This window comes from Pseudomonas sp. EA_65y_Pfl2_P74 (assembly GCF_963970575.1).
Classification (GTDB): Bacteria; Pseudomonadota; Gammaproteobacteria; order Pseudomonadales; family Pseudomonadaceae; genus Aquipseudomonas; species Aquipseudomonas baetica_A.
In genome coordinates this window covers 1-13,610 of record NZ_CAXAOQ010000042.1, presented here as the reverse complement: position 1 = coordinate 13,610, position 13,610 = coordinate 1, and the positions used below count along the sequence as shown (strand labels likewise).

11 protein-coding genes are annotated in these 13,610 nt (G+C 60.9%); 10 read left to right on the top strand and 1 reads right to left on the bottom strand.

Going from position 1 to position 13,610, the window contains the following annotated elements:
- Positions 1-26 precede the first annotated feature (26 nt).
- The 4 genes from AACY18_RS26040 to AACY18_RS26025 all read left to right on the top strand — a co-directional run bounded on the left by AACY18_RS26040 (position 27) and on the right by AACY18_RS26025 (position 4,652).
- Positions 27-1,376 (top strand): APC family permease, encoded by a 1,350-nt coding sequence (locus AACY18_RS26040; protein ID WP_339466573.1) that lies wholly within the window; start codon positions 27-29, stop codon positions 1,374-1,376.
- Between the two features lie 118 nt (positions 1,377-1,494).
- Positions 1,495-2,511: an arginine N-succinyltransferase gene (locus tag AACY18_RS26035; RefSeq protein WP_339466572.1), complete on the top strand. Its 1,017-nt coding sequence runs from the start codon at positions 1,495-1,497 to the stop codon at positions 2,509-2,511.
- 61 nt (positions 2,512-2,572) lie between these two features.
- On the top strand, positions 2,573-3,607 hold the full coding sequence (gene astA, locus AACY18_RS26030; RefSeq protein WP_339466570.1) for an arginine N-succinyltransferase: 1,035 nt from the start codon (positions 2,573-2,575) through the stop codon (positions 3,605-3,607).
- Positions 3,608-3,782: 175 nt separating this feature from the next.
- Entirely contained in the window at positions 3,783-4,652 is an 870-nt protein-coding gene (locus AACY18_RS26025; protein ID WP_221733829.1) for an isocitrate lyase/PEP mutase family protein, read from the top strand.
- Between the two features lie 108 nt (positions 4,653-4,760).
- Here AACY18_RS26025 and AACY18_RS26020 read toward each other — a convergent pair whose 3' ends face one another.
- Positions 4,761-5,834, bottom strand: coding sequence for a diguanylate cyclase (locus AACY18_RS26020; RefSeq protein ID WP_339466568.1), 1,074 nt, complete (start codon positions 5,832-5,834; stop codon positions 4,761-4,763).
- Between the two features lie 191 nt (positions 5,835-6,025).
- On the opposite strand from AACY18_RS26020, the gene AACY18_RS26015 reads away from it, so the two are divergent.
- The 6 genes from AACY18_RS26015 to hglS form a co-directional block, all read left to right on the top strand.
- The gene (locus tag AACY18_RS26015) at positions 6,026-7,480 is read left to right on the top strand and encodes a flavin-containing monooxygenase (protein ID WP_339466567.1); all 1,455 of its coding nucleotides are present in this window, start codon (positions 6,026-6,028) and stop codon (positions 7,478-7,480) included.
- A 21-nt stretch (positions 7,481-7,501) separates the two neighbouring features.
- Positions 7,502-8,428, top strand: coding sequence for an alpha/beta fold hydrolase (locus AACY18_RS26010; protein ID WP_339433934.1), 927 nt, complete (start codon positions 7,502-7,504; stop codon positions 8,426-8,428).
- Positions 8,425-9,924 (top strand): glycolate oxidase subunit GlcD, encoded by a 1,500-nt coding sequence (gene glcD / locus AACY18_RS26005; RefSeq protein ID WP_339466566.1) that lies wholly within the window; start codon positions 8,425-8,427, stop codon positions 9,922-9,924. Before AACY18_RS26010 ends, glcD begins: the two co-directional genes overlap by 4 nt.
- Complete coding sequence (gene glcE / locus AACY18_RS26000; protein WP_339466565.1) at positions 9,924-10,970, top strand: glycolate oxidase subunit GlcE; 1,047 nt, start codon at positions 9,924-9,926, stop codon at positions 10,968-10,970. Before glcD ends, glcE begins: the two co-directional genes overlap by 1 nt.
- A 2-nt stretch (positions 10,971-10,972) precedes the next feature.
- Positions 10,973-12,193: a glycolate oxidase subunit GlcF gene (gene glcF, locus AACY18_RS25995; RefSeq protein ID WP_339466563.1), complete on the top strand. Its 1,221-nt coding sequence runs from the start codon at positions 10,973-10,975 to the stop codon at positions 12,191-12,193.
- An 88-nt stretch (positions 12,194-12,281) separates the two neighbouring features.
- A partial coding sequence (gene hglS, locus AACY18_RS25990) for a 2-oxoadipate dioxygenase/decarboxylase HglS (protein WP_339466562.1) occupies positions 12,282-13,610 on the top strand: 1,329 nt, incomplete at its 3' end.

Here is a 13,610-nt window from a genome sequence, read left to right as displayed (position 1 = left end):
GACTGGCTGACAAGGAGTTGCGCTTCATGGAAATTGAAGAATTCGGCTACAAGCAAGAGTTGAAACGTAGCCTGACACTTACTGACCTGGTGGTGTACGGGATGATCTTCATGATCCCCATCGCCCCGTTTGGCGTGTATGGCTACGTCAATGCCGAGGCGCCCGGGATGGTGCCGCTGGCCTACATCATCGGCATGGTGGCGATGCTTTTTACAGCGTTGAGCTACGGCAGCATGGCCCGAGCCTTTCCGATTGCCGGATCGGTCTATTCCTACGCGCAACGCGGCTTGAATCAACATGTCGGCTTCATCGCCGGCTGGCTGATGCTGCTCGACTACCTGCTGATTCCGCCGTTGCTCTACGTCTACGCGGCGATGGCACTCAACCATTTGTACCCGGATATTCCGAAAGTCGGTTTCATTCTGGCCTTCCTGGTCAGTGCGACGTTCGTCAACCTGCGCGGCATCACCTTCACCGCACGGATGAACATCATCTTCCTGCTGGCCCAACTGGTCGTTCTGGGCATCTTCCTCTTCTATGCCTGGACGGCCCTGCACAACGGTGGCGGTAACGGCGAACTGACGTTGGCGCCGTTGTACAACGCCGAGACCTTCAACTTCGCCCTGCTGATGCAAGCGGTGTCGATTGCGGTGCTGTCCTTCCTGGGCTTCGACGCGATCTCGACCCTGGCCGAAGAAATCAAGGGTGATCCGGGCCGCAGTGTCGGCAAAGCGGCACTGATCACGCTGGTGGTGATGGGCGTGATTTTCGTTGCCCAAACCTGGATTGCCACTGACCTCGCCGCCGGCATGGGCTTCACGTCCGCCGACACTGCGTTCTATGAAATCGCCGAAATCGCCGCTGGCAGCTGGCTTGCCACCCTGACCGGTGTCGCGACCGCCCTGGCTTGGGGTGTAGCGGTGGCAATCACCTCGCAAGCGGCTGTATCGCGCCTGCTGTTCGGCATGGCCCGCGACGGCAAACTGCCGAAAGTGCTGGCCAAGGTCCACCCCAAACACAACACACCGTACTTGAGCATTTATCTGGTGGCGGTGCTGTCGCTGGTGATCTGCTACCTGTTCATCAACTCGGTCGACACCCTGACGTCGCTGGTCAACTTCGGCGCGCTCAGCGGCTTCATGCTGCTGCACCTGACCGTGATCAACTACTACTGGCGTCGGCAGAAGTCCGGTCAGATCGTGCGCCATCTGATCTGCCCGGTGATCGGTTTCATCATCGTCGCGGCCATCATGTACAACATGGGCGTCGATGCACAGAAACTCGGCCTGATCTGGATCGCTCTGGGCCTGGTGTACCTGTTCTTCCTCAACAAACTCGGGGCTAGCACCGCGCTGCCGGACCCAAGCAACGGCTGACAAGAAAAAGAGCAGCGTCTGACAACAAATCAGGCGCACGCCGATTTAACGCGTGGAAACCGACAGTGATAGTCAGGTTCGGTGAATTCGCCGAACCTTTTGATACAGGAGTACATCCATGCTGGCCTTACGCCCAGTCGCGCAGACTGACCTGCCCCAGCTACAACAACTGGCCCGCGACAGTTTGGTGGGCGTGACGTCCCTGCCGGACGACAGCGACCGTTTGCGTGAAAAAATCGCCGGTTCCTGCGCTTCGTTTGCCGCAGACGCCACCGCCCATGGCCCGGAGAACTACTTCTTCGTGCTGGAAGACCTCGACAGCCAACAACTGCTCGGTTGCTCCGAAATCCTCGCCACTGCCGGTTTCGACGAACCGTTCTACAGCCTGCGCAATCGCCATTTCACCAGCGCCTCGCGAGAGCTGAACATCGAACACGGCGTGCCGGCGCTTTCGTTGTGCCACGACCTGAACGACCACACGCTGCTGCGCGGTTTCCACATCAACGCTGCGCTGGTGGGGACGCCGTTTTCCGAATTGCTCTCGCGGGCGCGCCTGCTGTTCATCGCGGCCCATGCGCAACGGTTCGCCGAAGCCGTGATTACCGAAATCGTCGGCTACAGCGATGAAAACGGCCATTCGCCCTTCTGGGACGCGCTGGGCAAGCACTTCTTCGACCTGCCCTATGCCGAAGCCGAGCGTCTGTGCGGATTGCAGAACCGTACGTTTCTGGCTGAACTGATGCCGCAATACCCGATCTACGTGCCGATGCTGCCGCAGGCCGCACAAGACTGCATTGGCCGCATCCACCCGGACGGTCAGGAAGCCTTCGACATTCTTGAGCGTGAAGGCTTTGAAACCAACAGCTACATCGATCTGTTCGACGCCGGCCCGACCCTGTATGCACGCACAGCGACTATCCGCTCGATCGCCCGCAGCCAGACGGTACACGTGCGGCAACAGTCGCAAATCGATGCGCGTGGCCGTTATCTGCTGAGCAACGATGCGTTGCACGGTTTTCGGTGCATCGTCGCCGAACTCGATTACCACCCCGATCAACCGCTGTCTCTCACCCCTGCAATGTGTGCGGCGCTGAATGTGACCGATGGCAACCCGATCCGGCTGATAGCCCTGTGAACCGCGCCCGGCTCCGCACCCAACGACAGTGCCCGAACAGGCGCGCAGAAGGAGTTACAGCATGATTGTCCGCCCGGTTAAAGTCAGTGACCTGCCCGCCTTGATGGCGCTGGTACAACAGGCCGGCCCGGGGTTCACCACCCTGCCGGTCAACGAAGATCGCCTGGCCCACCGCGTGCGTTGGGCGCAACGTGCATTCGCCGAGCAAGTGGAACGTGCCGATGCCGACTATCTGTTTGTGCTCGAAGACGATGACCAGCGCGTGGTCGGTGTCAGCGCAATGGCCGGAGCGGTCGGCCTGCGCGAGCCCTGGTACAACTATCGGGTCGGTTTGACGGTGAGTTCGGCGCCGGATCTGGGCATTCAACGCCAGATTCCCACGCTGTTCCTGAACAACGAATTGACCGGCCAATCGGAACTGTGCTCGCTGTTCCTGCGGCATGACCAGCGCCATGGCAGTAACGGTCGGCTTTTGTCGCTGGGGCGCTTGCTGTTCGTCGCCGAATTTCCGCATCTGTTTGGCGAAAAGATGATCGCCGAACTGCGCGGCAGCGCCGATGAACTGGGGTGTTCGCCGTTTTGGGACAGCCTGGGCCGGCATTTCTTCCAGATGGACTTCAGCCACGCCGATCACCTGTCGGGGCTGGGCAACAAATCGTTCATCGCCGAGCTGATGCCACGCCAGCCGCTCTACACCTGCCTGCTCACTGAGCAGGCCCAGGCCGCTATCGGTCAGGCGCATCCCAATACCGAGCCGGCGCTTAAAATCCTTCAGGCCGAAGGTTTTGCGCACAAAGGCTATATCGACATTTTCGATGGTGGCCCGGTGATCGAAGCACCGATCCGAAACATCCGCACGGTGCGCGACAGCCTTGAGCTGACCTTGAGCCTCGGCAGCCCCGACGAGCAGGCCCCCTTGTGGCTGATCCACAACCGTCGCCTGGAAAACTGCCGCATCACCGTCGCCCGCGCCCGTTGCGTCGGCAGCAGCCTAGTGATCGACCGCCTCACGGCCAAACGCCTGCAACTGCAACCAGGCAACTCGGTACGGGCGGTGATGCTGCCCAATCAACAGCGGCATGCCGTGGCGGCATGAACCGGCCATGGAAATCTGCCGCCAAAGATGAATCCTTTCAGCCAAAGGCGCATGTTTAACCCCAGCCCCGCAAATTCGTCATGATCCTTGACCCATTCGCGTGATAGCCTTTTCATCCTTCGGCGTTGACACCTTTGCTCAAGCCCTTCCATTCCTTTGTATTGGTGGAACTCGTATGACCAGGCTTTCTCATCAAGATTTGCGCCGTAATTTCCGTCAACTGCTGGCATCCGATACCTGCTACCACACGGCTTCGGTGTTCGACCCGATGTCGGCCCGCATTGCCGCTGACCTGGGTTTTGAAGTGGGGATTCTCGGTGGTTCGGTGGCCTCGTTGCAGGTGCTCGGCGCCCCGGACTTTGCCCTGATCACCCTCAGCGAGTTTGCCGAACAGGCCACCCGCATTGGCCGCGTCGCCCAATTGCCGGTCATCGCCGACGCCGACCACGGCTACGGCAACGCCCTCAACGTGATGCGCACCATCGTCGAACTGGAACGCGCCGGCGTCGCCGCCCTGACCATCGAAGACACCTTGCTGCCCGCGCAATTCGGGCGCAAATCCACCGACCTGATCACGGTCGCCGAAGGCGTCGGCAAGATCCGCGCCGCACTCGAAGCCCGGGTCGATTCGGAAATGGCCATCATCGCCCGCACCAACGCCGGCATCCTGCCGAACCAGGAAATCATCAGCCGCACCCGTCAGTATCAGGCCGCAGGCGCCGATGGTATCTGCATGGTCGGGGTGCAGGATTTCGATCAGTTGGAACAAATCGCCGAACACCTGACCGTGCCGCTGATGCTGGTCACCTACGGCAACCCGGCGCTGCGTGACGACAAGCGTCTGGCCGAACTGGGCGTGCGCGTGACCATCGATGGCCATGGCGCTTACTTCGCGGCCATCAAGGCCACCTACGACAGCCTGCGCGAACAGCGGCAGATTTTCACCCAGGCTTCGGACTTGAGCGCGACCGAACTGACGCACACCTATACCCAGCCGGAGGAGTACATTCTCTGGGCGAAGGAATACATGAGCGTCAAGGAGTAACGCGGTGGCCGGACTGACGTCAGCCGCTAAACCGGCGCCTTGTACGCCACCTCCCGCTGCATCGCCCGCGTCAGAATTCGCTCTATCGCGGATGCAACATAGAGGGACTCAGACCGAGTCGAGCAATGGCTGCCTGGGCAGGTTGTCGCAATTGCAGATCACCCGATTCCGCCCGCCGGCCTTGGCTTCGTACAACGCCTGATCGGCATCATTGAGCCAGCGCGTCGCATCGGCATGGGCCGGTTCGTACGCCGCCAGGCCAATACTCAAACTGACCTTCAACGCCGGATTCTGCTCGTAACCCAGCGTCGCGAAGCGCTCACGCAACGCCTCCATGGCCTGGGCGGCGTTGAACAGCGGCAACTCCGGGAGGATCACGCAGAATTCATCGCCCCCGTAACGCCCTGCAATGTCGGTCACGCGCAGGTTTTGCTTGAGCATTTTGCTCAACTGCCGTAGCACGATGTCGCCGGCCACATGGCCGTAGGTGTCGTTGATCGCCTTGAAATGGTCAATGTCGATCAACGCGATCGCCGCGCCCTGCTGCTGCCGTTTGCAGCGCTGAAAGGCAATCTCCAGTTGATCCTTCCACGCGCCGTGGTTGAGCAATCCGGTGAGGCTGTCGGTGCGGCTCAGGGCCAGCAATTCGCGTTTATGCAGGCCCAGCGTGTAGGCCTGACGAAAGCAGATCCAGCCCAGCGCCAACGGATACAGCATCAGCAATGGCAGGCAGGCATATAACTGCAAGGGCGTTGTCTGGGGAATGAACACCGGGGCAAACACCACCAGACCGACACACACACCGAGAATCTGCGCCGCCGTGCCGGCCAGCAAAAAACGCAAACCGCCGATGGCGACGTTATTCATCGCCATCATCGAAATGGTCGTGGCGCTGGGTAGCGGATTGAACTGCATCGCCGCAACCCAGAAACCGCCGAGAAACGCGTCGATCAACAGGTTTCGGTGTTCGGCGTAGTAAGGCACTTTGGCCCGACGCGCCCACTGAAACGCCAGATGTGGCCAGAGCAAGCCGTTGAACAGCATCAGGGCCCAAACCCACAGCGACGGATCGAGCGGGTACATCGCCATGCTCACGCATAACAACCCCAACGCCAGACCGAGGATTCGCGATGTATAAAGCCTCCTGGCCAATGAAAGTCCCTTTCCCCCGGTGTTTCTCATAAGGGCCTCGTTCGTTTAAAAGAACCTTGGCGCACCGTCAGACGGATGTGTCTGGAGTCTATCAGGGCGACGTTAAATAGCCATCGCCGGCCCGCGAGCTCGACCCGGTACACAAACCCGCTCCCACAAAGCAAATATTTGGCTATACATGAAAGGAGGAAAACGGAAAAACAACTATAAGAAGGAGGCCCATGCAGATCTGCCAAGTGTTGATCATCGGCAGCGGTTTTGGTGGCCAGTGCGCGGCAGTCAATCTGCTCAAGGCCGGGATCGACGATTTTCGCCTGCTGGAACGGCGCGACTTCTTCGGCGGCACCTGGTGCCAGAACACCTACCCGGGCGCTGCAGTGGACGTGCCGTCGCCACTGTATTCACTGTCGTTCGCGCCGTACCGCTGGTCGCAGATGTTTGCCGGACAAGCGGAGTTGCACCGTTACACCGAGCATGTGATCGACGAGTTCGGCCTGCGCGAGCGGGTGGAACTGCAAGCCAATGTCGAACGCATCGAATGGGACGACACTGAAAAGCACTGGGCGGTCCACACCGGCACCAAGGGCACGTTCTACGCGCGGTTCCTGATCAACGCCACCGGCCCCTTGAGCCAACCGGTGATCCCGCACTTCCCCGGGCAGGAGCGCTTTGAAGGCAAGACGTTTCATACAAACCATTGGGATCACAGCTACGACTATCGCGGTAAACGCGTGGCCATCGTCGGCAGCGGTGCCAGCGCGGCACAGGTGATTCCGGCCATTGCGGCGCACGTCGAGCGACTGCATGTGTTCCAGCGCACGCCGCACTGGGTGTTGCCTCGCGCTGATCGCATCTTCGGGCCGGTTCAGCGTTGGCTACTGGGTTTGAAACCGGCTTACAAACTCCTGCGCTGGCTGATCTACTGGCAATTCGAAACCCGGGTCATCGCCTTCAAATACTCGAAACCGGCGATTCACCTGGGGCAAAAGCAAGCGCTGCGCTTTCTCAAACGCCAGGTAGCGGATCCAGAGCTGCAAGAAAAACTCACTCCCGACTTCATCATCGGCTGCAAGCGGGTACTGGTTTCGAGCACCTACTACCCGGCACTGACCCGACCCAACGTCACGCTGCACACCCGTGAGCAAGGTATCGCCTCCATCGATGAAACCGGGATCAACACCCAGGACGGCCAGCATCTTGATGTCGACCTGATTGTCTGGTCGACCGGTTACGACGCCACCGATGGCGTTATTTCCTACTCGGCCAGCGGAAAAAACGCCGTGCGACTCAGAGATGTCTGGGCCGAGTATCCCCGCGCCTACCTCGGCACCAGCCTGCCGGACTTCCCCAATCTGTTTATCGTCACCGGCCCCAACACGGGCATCGGCCACACTTCGGCGCTGTTTATTATCGAGTCGCAGATGAATTACATCCTCGACTGCATCCGCACCGTGCAAGCCAATGGTTTGCGCAGCATCGAAGTACGCCCCGAAGCGGAACGTACCTACACTGAGATGATCCACCGGGAGATGGAGCGCACCGTCTGGAAGTCCGGCGGCTGCCACAGTTGGTATCAAAGCAAGAGCGGTCATGTGATCGCGATGTTTCCCGGCTTCAGTTTCAGCTATTACCGGTTGACCCGGTCGCTGAAACCGGCCGACCACATTCTGTCCTGAACACGTAAAAGGAAGACGTCGATGCTTTTGCTGTTTGTCGCCCTCGCGGTTTTCGTGGCCTGGAGCTGGTTGAGTTATCCGGCGGTCGGTCATTGGCTCTATGACTTGAACATGGCCATCGAGGCCAAGTGGTACAAGCTGCACAAAATTGAAGTGCCCATCGCCGAGATGACGGTGTCGACCTGGCAGGGCGGGCCGTATGAGGCCGCCAGCGCGATCCTGATGCTGCACGGCTACAGTGGCGACAAGAACCTGTGGCTGCGCTTCTCCCGGCATTTTGTGCGTCAGTATCGGGTGATCATTCCGGACCTGGCCGGCCACGGTGAAACCGGCTTCAAGGCAGGAGGCGGTTACGACATTGCGCTGCAGGCCAAACGCATGATCCAGTTGCTCGACGTCTGCGGCGTGGAGAAGGTCCATGTGATCGGCAATTCAATGGGGGGCTACATTGCTGCGTGGCTGGCGGCGACGTATCCGGATCGCATTGCCTCGGTGGCGCTGATCGACCCGGCCGGTGTGACGGCACCGCAGGCCAGCGACATGGAGCGTCATCTGGCCCGAGGGCATAACCCGTTTTTGATCAACTCCCGGGAAGAATTCCGCCAGTTTTATGCCATGACCATGGCTTCGCCGCCGTGGGTGCCGAACCTGGTGCTGGATGCCATCGCCCAGCGCTACGAGCAGCAACGCGATGAACTGGAAGAGATCTTCCGCGACTTGCGCGCCAGCCCGCCGATGGAGCCGAAACTGGCCGACATCAAATGCCCCGCCCTGCTGCTGTGGGGGCGCAAGGATCGCTTGATCGACGTCAGCAGCGTGCCGGTCTGGAGCAAGGGCATCGCCAATTTGCGGGTGGACGTGTGGGATAACGTGGGGCACATGCCGATGGTCGAGCAGCCGGGGAATACCGCACGGTTGTACCGGGAGTTCTTGGGAAATCAGCGATGAACATCCTCTACGACGAGCGCCTCGACGGCCCGTTGCCTGAGGTGAACAAAGCTCAATTGCTCAAGGCCTTGCAGCAAGCCATCCCGGATCTCGACGTCTTGTGGCGCGATGAAGAGCTCAAGCCTTACGAATGCGATGGTTTGTCGGCTTACCGCACCACGCCCATGCTGGTTGCCCTGCCCCGTCGTCTTGATCAGGTGCAGGCGCTGCTCAAACTCTGCCATCAACAAAACGTCCCCGTTGTTGCCCGTGGCGCTGGCACCGGTTTGTCCGGCGGGGCCTTGCCACTGGCAAAAGGGCTGTTGCTGGTGATGGCGCGCTTCAACAACATCCTGCACATCGACCCGGCCGCGCGCACCGCACGAGTCCAACCGGGCGTGCGTAATCAGGCGATCTCCCAGGCTGGCGCACCGTTCGGGTTGTATTACGCGCCGGACCCATCGTCGCAAATCGCCTGCTCGATTGGCGGCAATGTTGCCGAAAACGCCGGGGGCGTGCACTGCCTCAAGTACGGTTTGACCGTACACAACGTGCTGAAAATCGAAGTCCTGACCATCGAGGGCGAACGCCTGACCCTGGGCTCTGACGCCCTCGATGCAGCGGGTTTCGACCTGCTCGCGCTGTTCACCGGCTCCGAAGGTTTGCTGGGGATCATCACCGAAGTCACGGTCAAACTGCTGCCAAAACCTCAAGTGGCGAAAGTGCTGCTGGCCAGTTTCGATTCCGTGGAAAAGGCTGGCCGGGCGGTGGCCGACATCATCGCGGCGGGAATCATTCCCGGCGGTCTGGAGATGATGGACAACCTCGCCATCCGTGCCGCCGAAGACTTCATCCACGCCGGTTACCCGGTCGACGCCGAGGCCATTCTGTTGTGTGAACTCGACGGCGTCGAAGCCGATGTCCACGACGATTGCCTGCGCGTGCGTGAGGTCATGAGTAAGGCCGGCGCCACCGAAGTACGCCAGGCACGCGACGAAGCCGAGCGCGTGCGCTTGTGGGCAGGACGCAAGAACGCGTTCCCGGCCATTGGCCGATTGTCGCCGGATTATTACTGCATGGACGGCACCATACCGCGCCGCGAACTGCCCGGTGTGCTGCAAGGCATCGCCCGCCTCGGCACCGAATATGGTTTGCGCGTGGCCAACGTATTTCATGCCGGCGACGGCAACATGCACCCGCTGATCCTGTTCGACGCCAATCAGCCCGGCGAGCTGCACCGCGCCGAGGCCTTGGGCGGCAAGATCCTCGAATTGTGCGTGCAGGTGGGCGGCAGCATCACCGGCGAACACGGGGTCGGCCGCGAGAAGATCAATCAGATGTGCGCGCAGTTCAACAGCGCTGAACTGAGCCTGTTCCACGCCGTAAAAGCCGCGTTCGACCCGCAAGGCTTGCTCAACCCCGGCAAAAACATTCCAACCCTGCACCGCTGCGCCGAATTCGGCGCCATGCACATTCATGCCGGGCAACTGCCATTCCCCGAGCTGGAGCGTTTCTGATGGCCGAATTCGATGCCGCCAGCGCCCTGCTCGATCAGGTCAACGAGGCGCGGAACAGTGCCACGCCACTGAAAATCCAGGGCGGCAACAGCAAAGCGTTTCTGGGGCGCGAGGTGGCCGGCGAGGTACTCGACACCCGTGAGCATCGCGGCATTGTTCACTATGAGCCGACCGACCTGGTGATCACGGTTCGTGCCGGCACGCCATTAGCCGAACTGCTCGCGACGCTGGACGCTGCCGGGCAAATGTTGCCGTGCGAGCCGCCGGCGTTTGCTGAAAGCGCCACGGTCGGCGGCATGATCGCCACAGGCCTGTCCGGGCCCCGGCGGCCATGGTCGGGCTCGGTGCGCGATTTCGTCCTCGGCACTCGGGTGATCACCGGGCTCGGCCAGCACCTGCGTTTTGGCGGTGAAGTGATGAAAAACGTCGCCGGTTATGACCTGTCGCGGCTGATGACCGGCAGTTTCGGTTGCCTCGGCGTACTGACTGAAGTCTCGCTCAAAGTCCTGCCCAAACCTCGGCAATGCCTGAGCATCCGCCTCGACATCGACTGCGCCCGCGCCTTGGCCAATCTGGCCGAATGGGGCCAGCAACCGCTGCCCATCAGCGCGGCGTGTCACGATGGCGACAGTCTGTACCTGCGTCTTGAGGGAGGCGAAGGCTCGGTGACGGCGGCGCATCAACGCTTGGGCGGAGAGCCGCTGGACTCGGTGTTCTGGCGCGATTTGAACGAGCACCGTTTGCCGTTTTTCGACGAAGGCCTGCCGTTATGGCGCCTGTCATTGCCGAACAATCTCGGGCCACTGGACTTGTCCGGCAAGCAATTGATCGACTGGGCCGGCGCGCAACGCTGGCTCAAATCTGCCAACGAAGGCATTCACGCCCTCGCCGAGGGCCTTGGCGGCCACGCCACTTGCTTCACCCACGGCCACGACACGCCGTTTCAGCCCTTGGCGCCGGCACTGCTGCGCTATCACCGGCAACTCAAAACGCAACTCGACCCGCAAGGGCTGTTCAACCCCGGTCGAATGTACGCAGAGTTCTAGCCATGCAAACCACCCTCAGCGAGCAATCCCGCCAACTGCCCCGCGCCGCCGAGGCGGAAAAAATCCTGCGTACCTGCGTGCATTGCGGTTTTTGCAACGCAACGTGCCCGACTTATCAACTGCTCGGCGATGAACTCGATGGCCCGCGTGGGCGTATCTACCTGATCAAGCAAGTGCTTGAGGGCGCGCCGGCGACTGCGCAGACACAACTGCATCTGGATCGCTGCCTGTCGTGCCGCAACTGCGAAACCACCTGCCCGTCCGGCGTCGATTATCACAACTTGCTCGACATCGGCCGGGCAGTGGTCGATCAGGCGGTGCCGCGCCCGGTGGCGCAACGCATGCTGCGTGAAGGGTTGCGGGCACTCGCGCCGAATCCCGGTTTGTTTAAAGGTTTGTTGCGAGTGGGCACGACATTCCGGCCGCTGTTGCCGCGCATGATTGAAAGCAAACTGCCGCAGCACCTGCCGAGCTCGGGTGTGCGCCCGTCCCCACGGCATGCGCGCCGGGTTCTGCTGCTGGAAGGCTGCGTGCAACCAGGTTTGTCGCCCAATACCAATGACGCAACGGCGCGGGTGCTGGATCGCCTGGGGATCAGCATCACCCCGGTGGCCGAAGCCGGCTGCTGCGGCGCGCTGGACTATCACCTCGACGCCCAGGCCAAGGGCCTCGACCGCGCCCGGCAAAACATCGACGCGTGGTGGCCGCATCTGCAAAACGGCGCTGAAGCCATTGTGCAGACCACCAGCGGTTGCGGCGCGTTCATCAAGGATTACGGGCATTTGCTCAGGGACGATCCGCGCTATGCCGACAAGGCACGGCGGATCAGCGAGCTGACCTTGGATCTGGTGCAAGTGCTTGCGCAAGAACCGCTGGAGCAGGTCTGTGCCGCCAGCGAACGACGGATCGCCGTGCATTGCCCGTGTACGTTGCAACACGCACTGAAACTCGGCGGCGCGGTGGAAGCCGTGCTGACGCGTTTGGGTTTCAACCTCACGGCCGTGCCGGACGGGCATTTGTGCTGCGGTTCGGCAGGCACCTACTCGCTGACGCAACCGGTGCTGGCCCGGCAACTGCGTGATAACCGCCTCAACGCGCTGGAAAGCGGCCGCCCGCAACTGATCGTCACTTCAAACATCGGTTGTCAGAGCCACCTGGCCAGTGCTGGACGCACACAGGTTTTGCACTGGGTCGAATGGGTGGATCAGTCGTTGGCAGAATGAAGTCCGTAGGATTCTTCGTTTGCCCGCGCAGGCGAAGGCTGCGATCTTTTCCTCCATCCATTACGTGACCGTGGCAGGAATTTTTTTCATGACAGTGCAGCCTTTCGTCAGCCCCGACCTGATTCGCCAACGCTTCTCCAAAGCGATGTCCGACATGTACCGCGAAGAAGTGCCGCTGTACGGCGCACTGCTGGCACTGGTGGAGCAGACCAACCGCGATGTGCTCGCACGTCAGCCAGACATCGCCCGACAGCTCAACAGCACGGGTGAAATCGAACGGCTGGACATGGAGCGCCATGGCGCGATCCGCGTCGGCACCGCGACTGAACTGGCCACCCTCGCCCGCCTGTTCGCCGTGATGGGCATGCAACCGGTGGGTTATTACGACCTGACGCCGGCGGGCGTACCGGTGCATTCCACCGCGTTTCGTGCGGTGCATGAAGAGGCGCTGCAAATCAGCCCATTTCGCGTGTTTACCTCGTTGTTACGCCTGGAGTTGATTGACGATCCTGAACTGCGCGCCTTTGCCGAATCGGTGCTGGCCAAGCGTTCAATCTTTACTGAGGCGGCATTACGTTTGATCGCACAGGCTGAGACGGCCGGAGGACTGAATGAGGCAGACGCCGCGGAGTTTGTCCTACAGGCACTGGAGACCTTTCGCTGGCATCACAGCGCAACCGTCACCGCCGCGCAGTACCAGACGCTCAGCGCCCAGCATCGTTTGATCGCTGACGTCGTCGCGTTCAAAGGCCCGCACATCAACCACCTGACACCGCGCACACTGGATATCGACAGCGTGCAGGCGCAGATGCCAACCCACGGCATCACCCCAAAAGCGGTGATCGAAGGCCCACCACGCCGGCAGTGCCCGATCTTGCTGCGTCAGACCAGTTTCAAAGCGTTGGACGAACCAATCGCCTTCACCGACCAGCGTGAAACCCGCGGCAGCCACAGCGCCCGTTTCGGCGAAATCGAACAACGCGGCGCAGCGCTGACGCCCAAGGGCCGGGCGCTGTATGACCGTTTACTGAATGCCGCCCGCGACGAACTCGGCGACTTCCCCAATGAAGCCAACGCCGCACGCTACAACGCGCTGATGACTCAACACTTTGGCGAATTTCCTGACAGCGTCGAGGGCATGCGCGAACAGGGCCTGGCGTACTTTCGCTATTTCGCCACGGAAAAAGGCGTGGCGGCGGGTAGCCTAAATGCCGCTTCTTTGGAGGATTTGTTACGCGACGGTTATGTGAAAGCTGAACCGCTGGTGTACGAAGATTTCCTGCCAGTCAGTGCGGCGGGGATCTTTCAATCGAACCTTGGGGATGCAGCGCAGGCCCACTATGGCGAACATTCCAACCGACAGGCATTCGAGCAGGCGCTGGGACGCTCGACGATTGATGAATTGGGGTTGTATGCG

Coding starts and splice junctions, on each gene's coding strand:
- AACY18_RS26010 (WP_339433934.1), top strand. CDS start 7,502: ATGCTTTTGCTGTTTGTCGCCCTCGCGGTTTTCGTGGCCTGGAGCTGG.
- AACY18_RS26040 (WP_339466573.1), top strand. CDS start 27: ATGGAAATTGAAGAATTCGGCTACAAGCAAGAGTTGAAACGTAGCCTG.
- AACY18_RS26025 (WP_221733829.1), top strand. CDS start 3,783: ATGACCAGGCTTTCTCATCAAGATTTGCGCCGTAATTTCCGTCAACTG.
- astA (WP_339466570.1), top strand. CDS start 2,573: ATGATTGTCCGCCCGGTTAAAGTCAGTGACCTGCCCGCCTTGATGGCG.
- AACY18_RS26035 (WP_339466572.1), top strand. CDS start 1,495: ATGCTGGCCTTACGCCCAGTCGCGCAGACTGACCTGCCCCAGCTACAA.
- AACY18_RS26020 (WP_339466568.1), bottom strand. CDS start 5,834: ATGAGAAACACCGGGGGAAAGGGACTTTCATTGGCCAGGAGGCTTTAT.
- glcD (WP_339466566.1), top strand. CDS start 8,425: ATGAACATCCTCTACGACGAGCGCCTCGACGGCCCGTTGCCTGAGGTG.
- glcF (WP_339466563.1), top strand. CDS start 10,973: ATGCAAACCACCCTCAGCGAGCAATCCCGCCAACTGCCCCGCGCCGCC.
- glcE (WP_339466565.1), top strand. CDS start 9,924: ATGGCCGAATTCGATGCCGCCAGCGCCCTGCTCGATCAGGTCAACGAG.
- AACY18_RS26015 (WP_339466567.1), top strand. CDS start 6,026: ATGCAGATCTGCCAAGTGTTGATCATCGGCAGCGGTTTTGGTGGCCAG.